Consider the following 21561-nt stretch of genomic DNA (forward strand, 5'->3'; position numbering starts at 1 on the left):
GTGAGTTTATCTGGCTTTTTTCTCTATTCTAGAAAATCGATAATGAAACAATAGAGTTGGTAATGTTTGGATAGAGAAAGGCGACATTATATGCTACAATAAGTGCGCAAAACTCATATTTTGCGCACTTTTGATTTAGAGCGACTTTAATAGAGAGAGTCGAGCAAGTATGCGATATAATGTTCGCTTAAAACTCTAAAATAATGATAGAAACGCCTAATATCTTACAACACGAAGGGAGACACAGATCGAGATGGAACATGATGAATATATGATGGCTTTCAAGTTGTGGATGAAGCAAGCAGGATATACAGAAACAACGAAAAGAGAATATGAGCGCGAAGCTTTTTCTTTTCTAGAATATATTGAGGAGCTTCCCTTGCAACAAATTAAGAAGCTGACAGTTGTAAGTTATCTCGTACAACATAAAGAGCATGTGTCGGAATCAACTCGTAATCGAACTCTTGCAGCATTAAGAAGTTTTTTCAAAGCGATGAATGATTTTGAAATGATGCAGGGGAATCCAGCAATAGATGTAAAAAAATCTAAAACAGAAAAAAATGTTTTGCCAGTATATTTGGAGCAAGATCAATTAGAGAACACGATGAATTATATTGACGGGAAATATAGAGCGCGTAATCTAGCTATATTTTTGTTAATGGCTTATTCAGGTTTGCGTGTAGGGGAAGTCCATCGTCTTAATCTCGAACATTATCATCTTGAGAAAAGTTCAATTACTGTTCTCGGAAAAGGTCGCAAATGGAATGAGATTCCACTATCAGCTGAAGTGAATGCATATATGCAACAGATGGTGGAGCAACGACTCACTCCTTATCGACAAAAAGAAGACGCCTTTTTCGTATCACAAAAAGGGCGCCGATTATCGATTAGACAAATTCAAAAAATAATGTCAACGATGTTTCAGGCGATGAAAGAAGATCATAATGAGTTGCGACATCTGAAATTATCATGTCATAAGCTCCGCCATTCGTTCGCTACATTAATGTTACGAAACCAAGTTGATATTCGAATCGTAAAAGAATTGATGGGGCATACATCTATCGAAACTACGATGATCTATACACATATTCAAGATGATGATAAGAAACAAGCGATTTCATCTGTTCAAATTCCTACTATACCTAATCTAGAAATCGTTGACGTATCTCAGGGGTAGGCAGCAAGCAGGCTTGCTGCTTACCGAACCACCGGAAGCGATTCTTGGCAAAAAAATGATAAAAAGGATTGCGAATAAAGGGTGGAATGAACTTCAGTAGATGGATTAGTTTCCACGGACCGTCCAAATACTTTGCTACACGAATGGCACCTGTAGAGTATAAGTACGCTTTATTATTGTCAATACAAATAAAGCTGTCAAGATTAGTAGGTAAGTGAAATTGCTGAATGAGACGTTGACCAAGTTCGCCTTCAATTGCAGCATAGGACACTTTTGCCGTTCGATCTCTAGCAATGATCCATTGTGTAGCGCCATTACAGAAAGAGCACTGACCATCATATAGGACAATCAATGATGGAGTAGGAGGTTGAACTTCTGTTTTAATTGTCTTTGTGTCGTCATTAGTCATATGTGGCAACTCCTCTCAAAGCATTCATCTGATATAATCAAATTATGATGTATTTACCTGTTCGATAAAGAGAAAAGTACATTGGATATTTAGAACGTTTAGTAATCGTTCAGTATTATGTAGTGTATGTGAAGTATATCACAAAGTTACAGATTAGAAAAGGAGATTAACGATTTGATTATTGGATTAATAATTGCGCTTCTAATATATAGTTTATTAGTATTTTATATTGGATGGAGTGGATATCGAGGTTTTGGTTTGAAAGGCAATCGTTGGTTTATTGCTTGCTATAGTATCGTACTTATTGTACTGTCAATTTCATTTATTATTGGAAGATTGGGCAATGGTTCAGCTGTCTTTAGTATTATCGGTAATTATTGGTTAGCTACTTTTGGATTATTGTTACTTACATTGCCTGTCGTTCATATTGTTATGCTCATTATGAGATTTACAAAGATTGACCGTAATAAAACAAGATTGACAGCGACAACGCTTGTACTAATTATCGTATTAGGAACGTTAATGTATGGCAGTTATCTAGCGTATACTCCTAAAGTAACGGAATATAATATTGCAGTACAAAAATCTGGTGTTGAAGACTTGAAGATTATAATGCTTTCCGATACTCACTTTGGTTATTTATCTGGGATTAAGCATGCTAAGCGATTAGTGGAAGAAGTGAACCAACTCGATGCAGATCTTATTCTTATTCCAGGAGATATCATTGACGATGATCTAGATATTGTTGAAAAGAAAGGGATTTTTGCGATATTGGCTGGAATGGAAAGCAAGTACGGTGTCTTTGGATCACTGGGGAATCATGATAAATATCGTGGTCAAATGGATAAACTTATTGAATCGATAGAGACAGCTGATATAGAGCTATTATACGACGAAGTTTTTCTGCTAAATGATGAAATATATATTGTGGGCAGAAAAGATAAAACGGAAAGTGATCGATTAGCGACAAAAGAGCTAGTTGCAGGATTAGATCAAAGTAAGCCAGTATTTTTATTAGATCATCAGCCGTATGAATTTGCGGAGGCTGCTGCAGCTGGAATCGATTTACTTGTTGCAGGTCATACCCATAAAGGGCAAATTGCACCAGGAAATCTCATTACGAATCGATTGTTCGAGAATGACTATGGTTACTTGCAAAAGGGTAAACTTCATACGATTGTTTCATCAGGATATGGATTTTGGGGACCACCGATTCGTCTCGGAAGCCAATCTGAAATTGTTGTTATTCATGTAGATTTTGAATAATTGAAAGCCGGTAGAAGAGGGGATAATACCAACCCTTATTCTACCGGCTTTTTTTAATGTTATGCTGTTTTTTTATGCATTATATAAATGACTAATATTAAAATGAATCCAATGAATGCAAGGCCAGAAGCTAGCCAAGGTAAGCCACTAAGCCCCATATTCGTAATGACGATACCGCCAAGATACGCTCCAGAGGCATTCCCCATATTTAAGAAGGAATGATTAGAGGTGGCAACTAACATCGGTGCTTCGCTAGCTAGCGTCATCGTTCGTAATTGAATACCCGGGAAAATACTAAATGCTGCTACACCCCATATGAATATTGTAATAATAGCCAAAATAGGATTTTGTAATGTAATGGAAAGCACTGCAAGTACGATACTAAGAATCGCATAATTAACGATAAGATAAGGTAGTGTTTTCCAATCAGAAAGTTTTCCGCCAATCAGATTACCAATAGTAACAGATATACCAAACAATACTAAAATCCATGTTACACTATGTTCCTGGAAGCCACTTATTTGCTGTAAAATCGGCGAAATATAGGTGAACATTGCGAACATGCTTGCACAACCAAACATTCCAGTTACTAACATTAATAGTACTTGCGGCTTTATGACAGCTTTAATTTCTTGCTTAATACTCACATGACTGTTTTCAGTAATCTTCGGAATATACTTCCATATACCTAAAAGGGCAATGAAGCCAAGTATAGTTATTACTCCGAATGAAGCTCTCCACCCATATTGCTGTCCAATAAATGTTCCGAATGGAACACCTACAATATTAGCAATCGTCAGGCCTGCTAGAACCAATGCCACAGCACTACCTCTTTTGTGAGCAGGAACAAGATGAGTAGCAATTACAGTACCAGCTCCCAAAAATGTACCGTGTGCTAATGCTGTTATTATTCGAGCGGTGATAAGTAATGGATAAGTAGGTGCGATCATCGACAAACCATTACCTAGAATGAAAATAAACATAAGTAAAACCAACAATCTTTTCTTAGCGATCGAATGGGTAAGGATCGTTAATAGTGGTGCTCCTAATGCGACGCCTAACGCATAACTTGTAATAATTTGACCAGCTTGAGGGATTGTGACACTCAAATCATTAGCAACATTCGGTAGTAACCCCATGACGAGAAATTCTGTCATCCCTATTGCAAATGCACCGATTGTTAACCACATTAATGAAATGGGCATTCTTTCTTTCTCTTTAATATGTGTAATTGACGCTGGTGCAGTGTTACTCATAACTAGATTACTCCTATCCAATCTGTTTTCTATCTATACGAAGCAGATCTTATCATAGAATGTTCTGCGATTTATTACAATGCAACATCTTGGTTTCCTTCCTATAAATGTGATATATCTTGCTTTTTAATGATGTGATTATTGTAAACATTATGTATAATAATAGATGTGCGACGATGAATTAGAAAATCATTTATAGAAAGAATGCGAATAATTATGGATGAAAAGTTATTGTATATTGGAAGGATAACAGCAAGGAAGAATTGGAGTTTACCAAGCCATCATCATCCGAATTGGAGTGAAGTTGTTTTCGTAGTGAAAGGTGAAGGTGTTGTTACCATTAGCGGAGAACGCTACGCTGTTCAAGAGGGCGATCTACTCGTATATAACCAAGGTATTATTCATGAGGAATATTCATCCACAGCTAACCCACTTGAAACCTATTACTGTGGTATTTCGCATCCGAATCGTTCATTACTTATTCCAATCGAGAACAGACCAATTATTAAAACAAAAGGAAGTAAAGCTACAATTGAATCATTATTATCCTTGCTATATGAGGAATCGCAGCAGCAAAGGGATGCATTTCAAGAAGCTTCGGAATATTTGTTAATGACGTTAATGATATGGATTAAGAGATTATCTGAATTAGAGCAATCATCCAAAAACGTAGATAGAGATTCTGAATCTTTGGCACTTAGAATTAAAGAGTATTTAGACTTGAATTATTTACGTCATATTTCATTAAATGATATTGCCAATGCCTTTCATATGAACTCTTATTATTTGTCACATGTTTTTCGTAGTAAATACAATGATTCTCCGATAAATTATATTTTGAATCGAAGAATGGGAGAGGCAAAGCAGTTGCTTGTTCAGTCCAAAATGAAGGTGTCAGAAATTGCTCAAGTGTTAGGTTATGAGAACAGTAATTACTTTACTATATTGTTTAAGCGAATTATGGGGGAATCACCTACGAAATTCAGAAAAAGAGAGTGGCAGGAACGGATTAATTTGTAGATAAGTGTACAATAAATTCGTGAAATTAATTTTCAACAGATTCATCGAATTCACAATATAATGAAGAGTAAGGTGGAAGATATATGGAAGCAACATTGACTTGTAAATCATGCGGATCAGTTATTTCTTGCTCGGTGGATATATGTCCGACCTGTCATATTAAATCACCTAAGAAGATGAGTGATAAGAAAAAGCTAACATTGATCAGTTTTTTAGTTGTTGCAATTATCATTATTGTTATTATACCGATGGCAGCTTCACTACTATGGATGCAAGCGAAATAAACAAAGATAGAACGGAGGATAATACCTCATGTTCTACCTTTGTCTTTTTGTTAAGTGATTCGGTGAATAGACCATATTTGCCCTACATTGGATCCTGATCCTAAGTTGAGATTAATAGTTAATCCAGAGTTATCGTAGAATACTGCAAGTTGATCACCAGCTGAGAGATTGACTTCGGTATTAATAATAACACTACCTGAGGCGAGTAAAACTCGAAGCGTTAATAAGAGTAGAATACTTACATCTAATACTGGGAATGGACTTCGTGCGAGATCAGTTGCAGTTGGCGCAGTTCTTCGTAGTATAATAGCAGGCTCGCTTCCAGCACCTAATTGAATACCGATAGTAGCAGTAGTTTTATATGGTATCGTTACACTAATCTGATAACGTCCAGTAATTGGAACAGTATAAACTCCAGTTGTTGCGTTGAAATCAGCGGAAGTATAGTAGGGGTCTGCTGATAGCCAGTTCCCAATTTGTGCACCTGCATTAAGATTGGTAGCTGCTCGATTGACGGAGATTCCAGTACTCATAATGTTGGGTCCAGTCGCTCCAGTAGGCCCGGTTGGACCTTGGATACCAGTGGCCCCGGTAGGCCCAGTACTTCCTTGAATGCCAGTAATGCCTGTGGGTCCGGTAATACCAGTAACACCAGTAGCTCCAGTGATTCCTTGGATACCCGTAACTCCCGAAGGTCCAGTAGTTCCTTGAATACCGGTAATACCCGTAGGACCTGTAATTCCTTGAATGCCAGTAGCCCCAGAAGGTCCAGTTGTTCCTTGAATACCAGTAACGCCTGTAGCTCCAGTGATTCCTTGAATGCCAGTAACCCCGGTAGGTCCAGTGATTCCTTGGATACCAGTGACACCGGTCGCCCCAGTAATTCCTTGGATACCCGTAACTCCCGAAGGTCCAGTAATTCCTTGAATACCTGTAATACCCGTAGGACCTGTAATTCCTTGAATGCCAGTAGCCCCCGAAGGTCCAGTTGTTCCTTGAATACCAGTAACTCCGGTAGCTCCAGTAATTCCTTGAATACCAGTGCTACCTGTAGCTCCAGTAATTCCTTGAATGCCAGTTGCACCCGTCGAACCAGTTACTCCTTGGATACCAGTAATGCCGGTGGGTCCAGTGATTCCTTGGATACCAGTGGCACCTGAAGGTCCAGTAGATCCTTGGATACCAGTATCTCCGGAAGGTCCGGTTTCACCTTGAATGCCAGTAACGCCCGTGGGCCCAGTTTGACCTTGGATACCAGTAATTCCAGTGGAGCCAGTATCTCCTTGAACTCCAGTAACGCCGGTGGCTCCGGTTTCTCCTTGAATGCCAGTAACCCCGGTAGGTCCAGTAATTCCTTGAACGCCAGTGGCTCCGGTCGTCCCAGTAGTTCCTTGAATACCAGTGACACCTGTAGGTCCAGTGATACCTTGGATGCCAGTGCTACCTGTAGATCCAGTAATTCCTTGAATGCCAGTAGCACCCGTAGTTCCGATTTCTCCTTGAACTCCAGTTGCACCCGTCGAACCAGTATCTCCTTGGATACCAGTAATGCCGGTGGGTCCAGTGATTCCTTGGATACCAGTGGCACCTGAAGGTCCAGTAGATCCTTGGATACCAGTATCTCCGGAAGGTCCGGTTTCACCTTGAATGCCAGTAACGCCCGTTGGCCCAGTTTCACCTTGGATACCAGTAATTCCTTGAATGCCAGTAGCACCCGTAGTTCCGGTAGCTCCTTGGATTCCAGTAGCCCCAGAAGGTCCAGTACTTCCTTGAATACCAGTGATACCGGTTGGTCCGATTTCTCCTTGAACTCCAGTTGCACCCGTCGAACCAGTTATTCCTTGAATGCCAGTAGCCCCGGTCGTTCCAGTGATTCCTTGGATGCCCGTAACCCCCGAAGGTCCAGTTGCACCTTGAACACCAGTGACTCCGGTAGGTCCAGTAATTCCTTGGATACCAGTAGCCCCTGTAGGCCCAGTAGTTCCTTGAATACCAGTGCTACCTGTAGATCCAGTAATTCCTTGAATGCCAGTAACGCCTGTAGCTCCAGTGATTCCTTGGATGCCCGTAACTCCGGAAGGTCCAGTGATTCCTTGGATGCCAGTAGCCCCGGTAGCTCCAGTTACTCCTTGAATACCAGTAACTCCCGTAGGCCCAGTCGTTCCTTGGATACCAGTGGCTCCCGTAGTTCCGGTAGGTCCGGTAGCTCCAGTAATTCCTTGAATACCAGTAACACCTGTAGGTCCAGTGATTCCTTGGATGCCAGTGCTACCTGTAGATCCAGTAATTCCTTGAATGCCAGTAGCACCCGTAGTTCCAGTTGTTCCTTGGATACCAGTAACGCCTGTAGCTCCAGTTACTCCTTGAATACCAGTAACGCCTGTAGCTCCAGTGATTCCTTGAATGCCCGTAACTCCCGAAGGTCCAGTGATACCTTGGATGCCAGTGCTACCTGTAGATCCAGTAATTCCTTGGATGCCAGTGCTACCTGTAGATCCAGTAATTCCTTGAATACCTGTAATACCCGTGGGTCCAGTAGTTCCTTGAATACCGGTAATGCCCGTAGGTCCAGTAACTCCCTGAATGCCAGTTGCTCCTTGAATACCAGTAGCTCCGGTAGGCCCAGTAGTTCCTTGAATACCGGTAATGCCCGTAGGACCTGTAATTCCTTGAATGCCAGTAGCCCCTGTAGTTCCAGTAATTCCTTGGATACCCGTGGGTCCGGTAACTCCTTGAATACCAGTGGCTCCCGTAGTTCCGGTAGCTCCTTGGATACCAGTAATGCCTGTAGGTCCAGTGAATCCTTGAATACCAGTGACACCTGTAGTTCCGGTTATTCCTTGAATACCAGTAACACCTGTAGATCCAGTAATTCCTTGAATGCCAGTAGCACCCGTAGCTCCCGAAGGTCCTGTTGCACCTTGAATACCAGTGCTACCTGTAGATCCAGTAATTCCTTGAATGCCAGTGCTACCTGTAGGCCCAGTCGTTCCTTGGATACCCGTAACTCCCGAAGGTCCTGTTGCACCTTGAATACCAGTGCTACCTGTAGATCCAGTAATTCCTTGAATGCCAGTGCTACCTGTAGGCCCAGTAGTTCCTTGAATACCCGCAATGCCCGTAGCTCCAGTTGTTCCTTGAACTCCAGTGGCCCCGGTAGTTCCAGTAACCCCTTGAATGCCAGTAGCTCCGGAAGATCCAGTAACTCCTTGGATACCAGTGACTCCTGTGGGTCCAGTAATTCCTTGGATACCAGTGGCTCCGGTCACCCCAGTTGTTCCTTGAATACCAGTAACGCCCGTGGGTCCGGTTGCTCCTTCAGTACCAGTAACGCCTGTAGCTCCAGTGATTCCTTGGATACCAGTAACGCCCGTAGTTCCGGTAGCTCCTTGAATACCAGTAACGCCTGTAGTTCCAGTGATTCCTTGGATGCCAGTGCTACCTGTAGGCCCAGTAGTTCCTTGAATACCCGTAATGCCCGTAGCTCCAGTTATTCCTTGAACTCCAATGGCCCCGGTAGTTCCAGTAACTCCTTGAATGCCAGTAGCTCCGGAAGGTCCAGTAACTCCTTGGATACCAGTCGCGCCAGTAACGCCTGTAGCTCCAGTGATTCCTTGAATGCCCGTAACTCCCGTAGGCCCAGTCGTTCCTTGGATACCAGTAACGCCCGTAGTTCCGGTAGCTCCTTGAATACCAGTAATGCCTGTAGCTCCAGTTACTCCTTGAATACCAGTGACACCGGTGGACCCAGTAATTCCTTGGATACCAGTAGCCCCTATAGGCCCAGTAATTCCTTGAATACCAGTGACACCTGTAGTTCCGGTTATTCCTTGAATACCAGTAACACCTGTAGGTCCAGTGATACCTTGGATGCCAGTGCTACCTGTAGATCCAGTAATTCCTTGAATGCCAGTAGCACCCGTAGCTCCAGTTACTCCTTGAATACCAGTAACGCCTGTAGCTCCAGTGATTCCTTGAATGCCCGTAACTCCCGTAGGTCCAGTCGTTCCTTGGATACCAGTAACGCCTGTAGCTCCAGTGATTCCTTGGATACCAGTAACGCCCGTAGTTCCGGTAGCTCCTTGAATACCAGTAACGCCTGTAGTTCCAGTGATTCCTTGGATGCCAGTGCTACCTATAGGCCCAGTAGTTCCTTGAATACCCGTAATGCCCGTAGCTCCAGTTGTTCCTTGAACTCCAGTGGCCCCGGTCGTTCCAGTAACTCCTTGAATGCCAGTAGCTCCGGAAGGTCCAGTAACTCCCTGAATGCCAGTTGCTCCTTGAATACCAGTAGCTCCGGTAGGCCCAGTTGTTCCTTGTATACCGGTAATGCCCGTAGGACCTGTAATTCCTTGAATGCCAGTAGCCCCGGTCATTCCAGTTGTTCCTTGGATACCAGTAGCGCCTGTAGTTCCAGTAATTCCTTGGATACCCGTGGGTCCGGTAACTCCTTGAATACCAGTAACGCCTGTATCACCAGTGATTCCTTGAATGCCCGTAACTCCCGTAGGCCCAGTCGTTCCTTGGATACCAGTGGCTCCCGTAGTTCCGGTAGCTCCTTGGATACCAGTAATGCCTGTAGGTCCAGTGAATCCTTGAATACCAGTGACACCGGTGGACCCTGTAATTCCTTGAATACCGGTAATGCCCGTAGGTCCAGTAATTCCTTGGATACCAGTGGCTCCGGTCGCCCCAGTAGTTCCTTGAATACCAGTGCTACCTGTAGATCCAGTAATTCCTTGAATACCAGTGACACCTGTAGTTCCAGTGATACCTTGGCTGCCAGTGCTACCTGTAGATCCAGTAATTCCTTGAATGCCAGTAGCACCCGTAGCTCCAGTTACTCCTTGAATACCAGTAACGCCTGTAGCTCCAGTTACTCCTTGAATACCAGTAACGCCTGTAGCTCCAGTGATTCCTTGAATGCCCGTAACTCCCGTAGGCCCAGTCGTTCCTTGAATGCCCGTAACTCCCGTAGGTCCAGTCGTTCCTTGGATACCAGTAACGCCTGTAGCTCCAGTGATTCCTTGGCTGCCAGTGGTTCCAGTAGCACCCGTAGCGCCAGAAGGTCCAGTAACTCCTTGAATACCCGTAGCCCCAGTAATTCCTTGAATGCCAGTAGCCCCTGTAGATCCAGTAAATCCTTGAATGCCAGTAGCCCCCGTAGTTCCGGTAGCTCCTTGGATACCAGTAACGCCTGTAGCTCCAGTGATTCCTTGGCTGCCAGTGCTACCTGTTGGCCCAGTGATTCCTTGAACACCAGTGGCCCCGGTAGTTCCAGTTGTTCCTTGGATACCAGTGGCTCCCGTAGTTCCGGTAGGTCCAGTTGCTCCTTGAATGCCGGTAATGCCCGTAGTTCCGGTAGCTCCTTGAATACCAGTAATGCCTGTAGTTCCAGTGAATCCTTGAATACCGGTAATGCCCGTAGGTCCAGTAATTCCTTGGATACCAGTAGCCCCTGTAGGCCCGGTAATTCCTTGAACGCCAGTGGCTCCGGTCGCCCCAGTAGTTCCTTGAATACCAGTAACTCCGGTAGCTCCAGTGATACCTTGAATACCAGTGACACCTGTAGTTCCGGTTATTCCTTGAATACCAGTAACACCTGTAGGTCCAGTGATACCTTGGCTGCCAGTGCTACCTGTAGCTCCAGTAATTCCTTGAATGCCAGTAGCACCCGTAGTTCCGGTAGCTCCTTGGATTCCAGTAGCCCCCGAAGGTCCAGTACTTCCTTGAATACCAGTGATACCGGTTGGTCCGATTTCTCCTTGAACTCCAGTTGCACCCGTCGAACCAGTTACTCCTTGGATACCAGTAATGCCCGTGGGTCCAGTGATTCCTTGGATACCAGTTGCACCTGTAGGTCCAGTAGATCCTTGGATACCAGTATCTCCGGAAGGTCCGGTTTCACCTTGAATGCCCGTTGGCCCAGTTGGACCTTGGATACCAGTAACGCCAGTGGGTCCAGTTATTCCTTGAATTCCAGTAACACCGGTCGGTCCGGTTTCTCCTTGGATTCCGGTAGTTCCAGTGGAGCCAGGTTCTCCTTGAACTCCAGTAACTCCAGTAGGTCCAGTTACTCCTTGAATTCCGGTGTCACCTGTAGGTCCAGTATCTCCTTGAACTCCAGTAACGCCGGTGGCTCCGGTTTCACCTTGAATGCCAGTTGCACCCGTCGAACCAGTTACTCCTTGGATACCAGTAATGCCGGTGGGTCCAGTGATTCCTTGGATACCAGTGGCACCTGAAGGTCCAGTAAATCCTTGGATACCAGTATCTCCGGAAGGTCCGGTTTCACCTTGAATGCCAGTAACGCCCGTGGGCCCAGTTTGACCTTGGATACCAGTAATTCCAGTGGAGCCAGTAATTCCTTGAACGCCAGTGGCTCCGGTCGTCCCAGTAGTTCCTTGAATACCAGTAACTCCGGTAGCTCCAGTAATTCCTTGAATGCCCGTAACTCCCGTAGGCCCAGTCGTTCCTTGGATACCAGTGACACCGGTGGACCCTGTAATTCCTTGAATACCGGTAATGCCCGTAGGTCCAGTAATTCCTTGGATACCAGTGACACCTGTAGGTCCAGTGATACCTTGGCTGCCAGTGCTACCTGTAGCTCCAGTAATTCCTTGAATGCCCGTAACTCCCGTAGGCCCAGTCGTTCCTTGGATACCCGTAACTCCCGAAGGTCCAGTTGCACCTTGAATACCAGTGCTACCTGTAGATCCAGTAATTCCTTGAATGCCAGTGCTACCTGTAGGCCCAGTAGTTCCTTGAATACCCGTAATGCCCGTAGCTCCAGTTGTTCCTTGAACTCCAGTGGCCCCGGTAGTTCCAGTAACCCCTTGAATGCCAGTAGCTCCGGAAGATCCAGTAACTCCTTGGATACCAGTGACTCCTGTAGGTCCAGTAATTCCTTGGATACCAGTGGCTCCGGTCACCCCAGTTGTTCCTTGAATACCAGTAACTCCCGTGGGTCCGGTTGCTCCTTCAGTACCAGTAACGCCTGTAGCTCCAGTGATTCCTTGGATACCAGTAACTCCGGAAGGTCCAGTTGCACCTTGAATACCAGTGATACCTGTAGGTCCGGTAACTCCTTGAATACCAGTAACGCCTGTAGCACCAGTGATTCCTTGAATGCCCGTAACTCCCGTAGACCCAGCAGTTCCTTGAATACCAGTGACACCTGTAGTTCCGGTTATTCCTTGAATACCAGTAACACCTGTAGGTCCAGTGATACCTTGGCTGCCAGTGCTACCTGTAGCTCCAGTAATTCCTTGAATGCCAGTAGCACCCGTAGTTCCAGTTGTTCCTTGGATACCAGTAACGCCTGTAGCTCCAGTGATTCCTTGGATGCCCGTAACCCCCGAAGGTCCAGTTGCACCTTGAACACCAGTGACTCCCGTAGTTCCGGTAGTTCCTTGGATGCCGGTAATACCCGTAGCTCCAGTAATTCCTTGGATACCAGTAACTCCGGTAGCTCCAGTAATTCCTTGAATACCAGTGACACCTGTAGTTCCGGTTATTCCTTGGATGCCAGTGCTACCTGTAGATCCAGTAATTCCTTGAATGCCAGTAGCACCCGTAGTTCCGGTAGCTCCTTGGATACCAGTAGCTCCCGAAGGTCCAGTTATTCCTTGAATACCAGTAACACCTGTAGGTCCAGTGATTCCTTGGATGCCAGTGCTACCTGTAGATCCAGTAATTCCTTGAATGCCAGTAGCACCCGTAGTTCCAGTTGTTCCTTGGATACCAGTAACGCCTGTAGCTCCAGTGATTCCTTGGATGCCCGTAACCCCCGAAGGTCCAGTAACTCCTTGAATACCCGTAACTCCCGTGGGTCCGGTTGCTCCTTCAGTACCAGTAACGCCTGTAGCTCCAGTGATTCCTTGGATACCAGTAACGCCTGTAGTTCCAGTAACTCCTTGGATTCCAGTAGCCCCTGAAGGTCCAGTTGTTCCTTGAATGCCAGTAACGCCTGTAGCGCCAGTAATTCCTTGGATACCCGTAACTCCCGAAGGCCCAGTTATTCCTTGAATACCCGTAACTCCCGAAGGCCCAGTTATTCCTTGAATACCCGTAACTCCCGAAGGTCCAGTAATTCCTTGAACGCCAGTGGCTCCGGTCGCCCCAGTAGTTCCTTGAATACCAGTAACTCCGGTAGCTCCAGTAATTCCTTGAATACCAGTAACGCCTGTAGCTCCAGTGATTCCTTGGATACCAGTGACACCTGTAGTTCCGGTTATTCCTTGAATGCCAGTAGCCCCCGTAGTTCCGGTAGCTCCTTGGATACCAGTAATGCCTGTAGGTCCAGTGAATCCTTGAATACCAGTGACACCTGTAGTTCCGGTTATTCCTTGAATACCAGTAACTCCGGTAGCTCCAGTAATTCCTTGAATGCCAGTAGCCCCCGTAGTTCCGGTAGCTCCGGTAGCTCCTTGGACACCAGTAACACCAGTAGTTCCAGTGATTCCTTGAATCCCGGAAGGCCCGATAGGTCCAGTATCTCCTTGGATTCCAGTATTTCCTTGGATACCAGTGGCACCCGTAGTTCCGGTATTCCCAGTAGCTCCTGACGGATCACCGGATGGACCGGTCGGTCCCGTGGGACCAGTTGGTCCGTACATTGTCGGAATGGATAATGCTGTTTCCAATTTTGCTTGATATACTTTAGTGGCTTCTGTAACACTTTTTATCGTTTGTCTAACACTTTCATTAATTTGTAGAAGTTCCTTAATTGTAGAATGTGTAGGAGTTTGACCTGGAATTGTACCGAGTGCGTACTGAATTTTTTCGGCTTCTGAATTTAATATATGGCTTAATCCGATTTCTTCAAGCGCGATAGATGCAATTAATCTATTAATTGCATCTTCTCTTGAAATGGAATAGGGAGTAGGTATTGAAGAATCGTCATCTGTCACTGCTATTCACCACCTGCTAATCTGCATCATTAGAGGTATTCTATTACTTTATTGATTGCATTGTGATGAAATAGCATAAATTATCAAGATATCATTCTAGGTTGAACGGTACGAAGTCACTTTTCATTCGTGTTGCCGAATGCTCCCCAAATAAATAGTAATACAACAGCTACTACTACAGTGAGCAAAGGTAAAACGAAAATAATAAAATCTTGATACGTCATTACGTTCATTCTCCTTTAACATAGGAAGTATTGAAAAGAAATAGTCGCATTAATAAGTAAAGTGAAGGTATTAGTAATGCGAGTCCGAGAATAAAGACCCCGACTAATGCTATGGCCATACTTTCATTCGTAAAGTTCTCATAGATTGAAACGTACGGATAGAGTACATATGGCAAATGAGCTGCTCCGTATCCATAGAACGCAAAACCATATTGCAACATTACAAAAATGAATGACCAGCCAAGTTTCTTGTTTTTCAATACAAGGGAAACAGCAATAATAAAGCAAATCAACGATAGAACAAAGACCCATGCGATATTTAACATATTGTCGAAATGTTCACGATTATGATTGTAGATAGCAAAGAATACAAACAAGCTACTTAATATCGTTGGAATGCTCCAAACTAAAGCATAATTACGTACTACTCGATAAGCGGCTAGATCGTGGGCTTTATCAGCATAATAAGTGAGAAACATCGCCGAAATATATAACACACTAATTACTGCCAAAATAACAACGCTCCATGAATAAGAGCTTGTGAACAGTTTTTTCACTAGGAAGATAACTTGTCCAGTTTCGTTAACCTCCATATAGCCACCTTCTGAAATAGTCAGTACGGTAGATAATGCAGCTGGAATCAAGAGCCCACTTGCACCGTAAAGCAAGGTATACCAAGATTTTTTTGTCGTTCCATAATGATTGAATGCGTAATATGCGCCGCGAATGGCGATTAGCACGATCGCAATACTTCCAGGGATAAGTAAAGCAGTTCCTAGATAAAAGGCGGTATCCGGGAAAAAGCCTACGATCCCAACAAAGAAAAACACAAAGAAAACATTGGTCACTTCCCAGACAGGGGAGAGATATCGATCTATAATGTTATGGATCAAATGTCTTGTACCAGAAATGGTACTGTAATAGACGAAAAATCCCGCTCCAAAATCAATGGACGCTATTATTAGATATCCGAATAGAAACGTCCAAAGAACAGTGATCCCAAGTACCTCATAGCTCATATTATCACCCTTTACTTTTCATATAAGGCAAGTTCATCTTCAGCCTTATTGTTACGGAACATTTTGATAAGTACTTTAGTCGAAGTAATACCAAGGACAAGATACAGTAGAAAGAACAACAGTAGCATTAGATCAACATGATCAGATTTTGTTGCACCTTGGGCAGTTCTCATCAATCCACGAAGAATCCATGGTTGTCGGCCGACCTCTGAAAATATCCAACCATGCTCTATCGTCAACATAGCAAGTGGTGCGGCTATAACGACAGACCATAGCAACCACTTGCGATATATATTCCCTTTCTTGCGAACTAATTGAACGATGAACAAAGTGGTTATTGCAGTAAGCAGTGCGACATAACTCATTTTCATATCAAAGATATAGTGGATCCATAACGGAGCCCAATCTTCTTCAGGAAATTGATCCAATCCTATTACTTCAGCATTAGGATTATTAAATGCTAAGATGCTTAAGCCGTACGGAATAATCAGCGCATTTTTAATGTTGCGATTTTCATCGAGCGTCCCACCGAACACTAATGGTGCTTGTGAAACTGTCTCAAAATGCCATTCGGTAGCAGCTAACTTTTCTGGTTGATAAACAGCGAGATATTTGCCGGAAATGTCGCCAATTAGCGCAGTTGAAAGCATAAATACAAATGCACAAATCATCGTTAGCTTTAATGCTTTACGATGATAGCGATGTCTTTGACCTTTCAAATAAGCGAAGGCAGCAATGGCAGCAAGTATTAATGCTGATGTTAAATAGGCAGATGATAACACATGTGCCACTTTCGATGGCATCGCTGGACTAAGCATTGCTTTATAAGGATTGATCCCTACAATTTGCCCATCTAAATATGTAAATCCTACAGGGTAATTCATAAATGCATTTACAATGGTAATGAAGATAGCTGATGCTGATGACCCGATAACTACGGGAATAAGCAGCCATAGATGTGTTCTTTTATTTTTGAAACGGTCCCAGGTGTACATATAGATCCCTAGAAAAATCGCTTCGAAGAAGAAGGCGAACGTTTCCATGAACAGCGGAAGAGCAATGGATTGCCCCGCTACTTGCATAAAGCTTGGCCATAATAAGCTTAACTGTAGACCAATAGCAGTTCCTGTCACTACGCCTACGGCAACGGTTATGATATATCCGCGTGCCCAGCGTCGTGCCATAAGTATGTATTCAAAATCATTTTTACGGATGCCGATCCATTCAGCAAGTGCTATAAATAAAGGAACCCCGACCCCAATTGTTGCAAAGATAATATGAAACGCTAAAGTTAATGACGTTAACATTCTACTAAATACTACTGGATCATAGCTCATATTGTTATTCTCTCCTAAAACTTTTTGTTAGCTTTCTTATGCTGCTTTTTGTAAACAAAAAGTCACTTCGAAAGCGTAAGCTACAACCATTTACGCAACAAGGCTAGTGACATAATGCCAGCAACGATGAAACATACCGTAATCAATTTCTTTTCTTGAAATTGAATTTTTTTATCGCGATTCTCTTTGGACCATAGCGTATTTTTCATGTCGGCTCCTTTAAATATTGGAAGTAGTTACTTGTTCAGCTGTATATATCTTTCCATTTGATAGAAAATATATGTATAGGTTTAATAAATTTAACGGAAAAGAAGGAAAGGGATATTCGTCATGATTGCTTTAATCTCTTCATATAGTAAGTATGAGGCATGACTTGTAAGATAATATCCCACTAAATAAAGCTATACATATATATAAGTAATGGGGGTGTATGTATTGCAGTGGTATGAACATATGAATAATGATGATTTAATGAAACAAGCTAATATAATAGATGAAGTCATTCAGTTAGAATTCGAGATGGAGGATATAGATCAACCGTTGATTGAAGAGGTCCATCAACGCTCACAAATTTCTTCTGATGAACCTCCAGTAGAAATCAATCATGGTGAGCGAGTAAGGGCCTTATATATTCAATGGTTAGAGCTACTATTATATGATCAAACAGCGTTATCACAATTACTTCAAGCTGAAGCGGTACATATTCAAGCATTTCTTTCTGAAGATCGTCAATATTCTTCACATCCCACAAGACAAGAGATTGTAGTGTTTCAAGAAACGGTGGGAAAGGTTATTGATTCACTCAATGAGAAGCAAAGAATTCATATTAAGCTTCTTGACTCATCAATAAAGCTATTTGAGCAAGGTGAACGAGCTGAATAAGGAAGAAATTGAATATATTGAGCAAGCGGAAGGGATCATTTGGAGGCTAGCAACCGTAGTAAAAGCTAATATTGAGACTCTTGAGAAAATCGACAAACAAATTGAAAATCAGCTTCCTCACTTACGAGTTAATATAGAAGACGCGATCCTTATGCAAATGAGAACGTATCAAAAGATTAATGAACTATTCCCTCGACTTGAAGAAATAGAGGATGTCTATGTACGAAATCGCTCCAATACAAGGAGTGTATCAGACAAATCTATTAAACTATACTCTCCTCGAATTTGGAATATAATCAATATTGTTAGTAAGTTGAAACCAGGTCTGCAAAAAGATTCAAGGCACAAAAATCTTGAGGAGGATCTAGGTATTTCAATTGAAGCTAAGTATACAGCGACTAATGGAGAAATGAATAAACGATCCTATCAAGCGGAGCGTAAGCAAAAATTTACATTACGAGGAAATATGAATTATACCGACTACTTAAAAACAGTCGGTATATCAGGTCAAATTGGTCAAATCGCGATATTGGAACCGATTGTAACATCATCCAACCTAGTCTTGAAAAAAGACTAGGATTTCTTTGTATTGTAGAGTAATTAACAGCATGAATTAATTCGTCTAGTCTGTCGACGTACGCTCACTGCATTGCGTCGGTTATTGCAAAGACAGTTATGATTGCGTCTATTTACTCTATTACATTTACATCTTGAATGGTTTCTACTCATTGTAATCCCTCTCAATCTGTTCGTAATGATATACAATATGCGAGATAGAGAGAGAAAGACACAATATGGCGACATACACCTAAGCTTATTAGAATCTAATCTGAAATCTAACAAACAGCAAAAACACTCAAACTTCATTATAAAGTTTGAGCGTCTCTATTGTTTTACTCAGTACAATCAGAATCAGAATCTTCTTCGCATGAAGGTGTTTCGCAAAAGCTTTCTATTGTAGTGGATAATTGCATAAGTAATATTAACTCTGTTTGCATAACACTACTCATAGTTTTACGTACAGAATCGTTAATTTTCAAAATATCGTCCAAACAGGCAGGATCATATGCAGCATGAAGCGTCCCCAAAGCGAATTGTACTTTCTCAGCCTCGGCGTTGACAAGGTGACTTAGTCCAAGACCTTTCATCGCTATTGAAGCCATTAATAGGTTGTAAACGTCTTCCGTGGAGAGGGTTATTTGGGGATCAATATTTGGGATATTAGGTAATGACATTTAATGCACTCCTTCACTTATGGAATGTAGATTATTCATCATAATCGTCGTCGAAATCATCTTTATCGAGCAAAGCTATTGTACGATCGAGTTTTTTCAAGTTAAGCCATTGTCCCATGGTCAAATCTTCAATAAATGTTGACACTGCTCTGTTCATTTGGATAAAATCATTCGTGTTGAGACTGGTTGCTTCATTAGCGAAAGCTACGAACGCTTGTAATTTCTCCGCTTGAGCATTAATAAGATGGGAGAATGCTAGCTCATTCATAGCAACCGAGCTAAGTAAAAGATGTAGGCTTTGCTCCTTCGTTACCGTAATATCCGGCGTGATGTTGGGGATATTGGCTTGAGACAATGAAGATCACTCCTTAAAAGTTCTCACTTCATTTAATATATGGTACGATAAGCATGTCTTATGTCATAAGTATTATTAACTATTTACATGTGATCGCTTGGAGTGTTGGTATCATAAATTACAACGTTATTTAAAGGATGATGAACCACATGAAGGCCTATCGATATATAGCAGTAGGTGGCTTTATTGGAGCGATAATGAGATATAGCATTAGCGAGCAGTGGATAGCGATGCAACCACTGGCTACACTATGGATCAATATTATTGGGAGTTTCTTATTAGCGTTATTGTATAGTGTAGTAACAATTAAGATGCGCTGGCATCAAGAAATCCGCTGGGCGTTCGGAACAGGCTTGCTAGGAGCATTTACTACGTTTTCTACATTTTCAGTTGATATGCTACGCTATTTGGAGCAAGAACAATATGGAGCTGCTTTACTATATATGTTGGGAAATGTTGTCGGCGGAGGTTTTGCCGCTATGTTAGCCATAATAGTAGTAGAAAAGTTTAGGAGAAGGAAGGTAGCTACATGATTCTAGCGATTGGTGTGATGGGGGCGTTAGGTGCTTGCGCTAGATATTATATTAGTTATTATTACGGCACTAAAAATACGGATGATTTTCCTAGAGCTACCTTTCTTGTTAATATATTAGGATCATTAGTGCTTGGATGTCTTTTCTCAGCATATGAACGGACGATATTAACACAATGGATATGGTTATTGCTCGGTGTTGGTTTTCTTGGAGCATTCACAACATTCTCAACATTTAGTTATGAATGGGTCATGTATATGAAACAAAAGCAGTACATCAAGGCGTTTAGTTATATGATCGCTTCAGTTACAGTAGGCTTAGCAGCTGCATATGTTGGCTATTGGTTATTCAAGTAATAAAAATAACTATTGACAACGCTACCAATATGGGCAATAATGAACGCGTGTACATTAATACAGAATACTAAATAATCTATACAGGGAGAGAACGTATAATGACTAAATTAACGAAGCAAAATGAACCTCTTGTAACACATATTTACACAGCAGATCCTTCTGCACATGTATTTAATGATAAAATTTACATTTATCCATCACATGACTTGGATCATGATGGCCCTGATAACGATAATGGTGATCAATACAAAATGGAGGATTATCATGTTCTATCGATGGATGATATCGATGCTCCAGTTATTGATCATGGTGAAGCACTTCATATTCGTGATGTTGCATGGGCAAGTGCTCAGATGTGGGCTCCAGATGCAGCCTTCAAAAATAATATATACTACCTTTATTATCCAGCACGCGACCATGATGGAATTTTCCGTATTGGTGTAGCGACAAGTGATAAGCCTGAAGGTCCATTTAAGCCTGAAGAAAACTATATTCCTGGAAGCTATTCCATCGATCCCGCAGTATTTGTTGATGAAGATGATCGTGCTTATATGTATTATGGTGGTCTATGGGGGGGCCAGCTTGAAAAGTGGCAGTCAGGGGAATTTATTGCAGATGCAGCAGATCCTGATGTAAATGGTCCAGCACTTGGTCCAGTAGTAGCTGAGATGTCCGATGATATGCTTACTTTCAAAACAGATCCTCAAGAGCTTGTTATTGTCGACGAGAATGGCGCACCTCTGCTTGCGAGTGATTTGGATCGTAGATATTTCGAAGGTCCGTGGATGCATAAATATAACGGGCTATACTATTTGAGCTACTCAACAGGTTCTACACATTATCTTGTATATGCAACGAGCACGTCTCCAACAGGACCTTTCCAGTACAGAGGCAGAATTCTTGAGCCGGTTCTTGGTTGGACAACGCATCATTCTATTGTTGAGTTCAAAAATAAGTGGTATCTATTCTATCATGATTGCTCGCTTTCGGGTGGCGTTAACCACAAACGTAGCGTGAAATTTACCGAGCTAAAGTATAACGAAGACGGTACAATTGTAACGATCTTCCCATACGGTGAGCAGGCGTAATTGTTATTACTATACGAACGATAAAGACAGTCAGTTACATCATCTGCTCTAATAGATGTTGAAATTAATTATAATTGATCACAATAATAAAACCTACCTTAAGGCAATTACGATCTACTACTTAGCTGCAAACAGCTTGTAGCTTAATCGTATGCTTACTAAGGTAGGTTTTTACGTTTTCGTTCCTACTTCACGATGATCAGCGCTA

18 protein-coding genes are annotated in these 21561 nt (G+C 42.5%); 9 read left to right on the forward strand and 9 right to left on the reverse strand.

Going from position 1 to position 21561, the window contains the following annotated elements; genetic code table 11:
* Window positions 1-253 precede the first annotated feature (253 nt).
* Entirely contained in the window at window positions 254-1177 is a 924-nt protein-coding gene (locus tag AC1TO5_RS17790) for a tyrosine-type recombinase/integrase (protein ID WP_482064178.1), read from the forward strand.
* Here AC1TO5_RS17790 and AC1TO5_RS17795 read toward each other — a convergent pair.
* Window positions 1143-1586: a thiol-disulfide oxidoreductase DCC family protein gene (locus tag AC1TO5_RS17795; RefSeq protein ID WP_482064179.1), complete on the reverse strand. Its 444-nt coding sequence runs from the start codon at window positions 1584-1586 to the stop codon at window positions 1143-1145. The two genes, AC1TO5_RS17790 and AC1TO5_RS17795, sit on opposite strands and share 35 nt — an antisense overlap.
* 174 nt (window positions 1587-1760) lie before the next feature.
* Between AC1TO5_RS17795 and AC1TO5_RS17800 the strand changes: the two genes are divergently transcribed.
* Window positions 1761-2852: a metallophosphoesterase gene (locus tag AC1TO5_RS17800; RefSeq protein WP_482064180.1), complete on the forward strand. Its 1092-nt coding sequence runs from the start codon at window positions 1761-1763 to the stop codon at window positions 2850-2852.
* A gap of 59 nt (window positions 2853-2911) precedes the next feature.
* Here the strand turns inward: AC1TO5_RS17800 and AC1TO5_RS17805 are convergent, their stop codons facing one another.
* Window positions 2912-4108 carry an MFS transporter gene (locus AC1TO5_RS17805; protein ID WP_482064181.1) on the reverse strand — a complete coding sequence of 399 codons (1197 nt, stop codon included), beginning with the start codon at window positions 4106-4108 and terminating at the stop codon, window positions 2912-2914.
* 216 nt (window positions 4109-4324) lie between these two features.
* Between AC1TO5_RS17805 and AC1TO5_RS17810 the strand changes: the two genes are divergently transcribed.
* Together AC1TO5_RS17810 and AC1TO5_RS17815 are read left to right on the forward strand one after the other, a co-directional pair.
* Window positions 4325-5128, forward strand: a complete 804-nt coding sequence (locus tag AC1TO5_RS17810) for an AraC family transcriptional regulator (RefSeq protein WP_482064182.1) — start codon at window positions 4325-4327, stop codon at window positions 5126-5128.
* An 83-nt stretch (window positions 5129-5211) separates the two neighbouring features.
* Window positions 5212-5412 (forward strand): hypothetical protein, encoded by a 201-nt coding sequence (locus tag AC1TO5_RS17815; protein WP_482064183.1) that lies wholly within the window; start codon window positions 5212-5214, stop codon window positions 5410-5412.
* 50 nt (window positions 5413-5462) lie between these two features.
* Here the strand turns inward: AC1TO5_RS17815 and AC1TO5_RS17820 are convergent, their stop codons facing one another.
* The 5 genes from AC1TO5_RS17820 to AC1TO5_RS17840 form a co-directional block, all read right to left on the reverse strand.
* Entirely contained in the window at window positions 5463-14324 is an 8862-nt protein-coding gene (locus tag AC1TO5_RS17820; protein WP_482064184.1) for a beta strand repeat-containing protein, read from the reverse strand.
* A gap of 116 nt (window positions 14325-14440) precedes the next feature.
* The gene (cydS, locus tag AC1TO5_RS17825) at window positions 14441-14548 is read right to left on the reverse strand and encodes a cytochrome bd oxidase small subunit CydS family protein (protein ID WP_482064185.1); all 108 of its coding nucleotides are present in this window, start codon (window positions 14546-14548) and stop codon (window positions 14441-14443) included.
* Between the two features lie 5 nt (window positions 14549-14553).
* Complete coding sequence (locus AC1TO5_RS17830; protein ID WP_482064186.1) at window positions 14554-15567, reverse strand: cytochrome d ubiquinol oxidase subunit II; 1014 nt, start codon at window positions 15565-15567, stop codon at window positions 14554-14556.
* An 11-nt stretch (window positions 15568-15578) separates the two neighbouring features.
* Window positions 15579-16904 (reverse strand): cytochrome ubiquinol oxidase subunit I, encoded by a 1326-nt coding sequence (locus tag AC1TO5_RS17835; protein WP_482064187.1) that lies wholly within the window; start codon window positions 16902-16904, stop codon window positions 15579-15581.
* Window positions 16905-16984: 80 nt separating this feature from the next.
* Window positions 16985-17113, reverse strand: coding sequence for a hypothetical protein (locus tag AC1TO5_RS17840; RefSeq protein ID WP_482064188.1), 129 nt, complete (start codon window positions 17111-17113; stop codon window positions 16985-16987).
* A gap of 226 nt (window positions 17114-17339) precedes the next feature.
* On the opposite strand from AC1TO5_RS17840, the gene AC1TO5_RS17845 reads away from it, so the two are divergent.
* Window positions 17340-17786, forward strand: a complete 447-nt coding sequence (locus AC1TO5_RS17845; RefSeq protein ID WP_482064189.1) for an alpha-helical endospore appendage domain-containing protein — start codon at window positions 17340-17342, stop codon at window positions 17784-17786.
* Window positions 17770-18363 (forward strand): hypothetical protein, encoded by a 594-nt coding sequence (locus AC1TO5_RS17850; protein ID WP_482064190.1) that lies wholly within the window; start codon window positions 17770-17772, stop codon window positions 18361-18363. Before AC1TO5_RS17845 ends, AC1TO5_RS17850 begins: the two co-directional genes overlap by 17 nt.
* Window positions 18364-18679: 316 nt before the next feature.
* Here AC1TO5_RS17850 and AC1TO5_RS17855 read toward each other — a convergent pair whose 3' ends face one another.
* Entirely contained in the window at window positions 18680-19021 is a 342-nt protein-coding gene (locus AC1TO5_RS17855; RefSeq protein WP_482064191.1) for an alpha-helical endospore appendage domain-containing protein, read from the reverse strand.
* Between the two features lie 31 nt (window positions 19022-19052).
* Window positions 19053-19376 (reverse strand): alpha-helical endospore appendage domain-containing protein, encoded by a 324-nt coding sequence (locus AC1TO5_RS17860; protein WP_482064192.1) that lies wholly within the window; start codon window positions 19374-19376, stop codon window positions 19053-19055.
* 149 nt (window positions 19377-19525) lie between these two features.
* Here AC1TO5_RS17860 and crcB (AC1TO5_RS17865) point away from each other — a divergent pair, with 149 nt between their 5' ends.
* The 3 genes from crcB (AC1TO5_RS17865) (at window position 19526) to AC1TO5_RS17875 (ending at window position 21353) form a co-directional block, all read left to right on the forward strand.
* Window positions 19526-19909, forward strand: a complete 384-nt coding sequence (crcB, locus tag AC1TO5_RS17865; protein WP_482064193.1) for a fluoride efflux transporter CrcB — start codon at window positions 19526-19528, stop codon at window positions 19907-19909.
* Window positions 19906-20265 carry a fluoride efflux transporter CrcB gene (gene crcB / locus AC1TO5_RS17870; RefSeq protein WP_482064194.1) on the forward strand — a complete coding sequence of 120 codons (360 nt, stop codon included), beginning with the start codon at window positions 19906-19908 and terminating at the stop codon, window positions 20263-20265. Before crcB (AC1TO5_RS17865) ends, crcB (AC1TO5_RS17870) begins: the two co-directional genes overlap by 4 nt.
* Window positions 20266-20363: 98 nt before the next feature.
* The gene (locus AC1TO5_RS17875) at window positions 20364-21353 is read left to right on the forward strand and encodes a glycoside hydrolase family 43 protein (RefSeq protein ID WP_482064195.1); all 990 of its coding nucleotides are present in this window, start codon (window positions 20364-20366) and stop codon (window positions 21351-21353) included.
* Window positions 21354-21561: the final 208 nt, after the last annotated feature.

It is taken from the genome of Paenibacillus sp. Y930 (assembly GCF_056786375.1).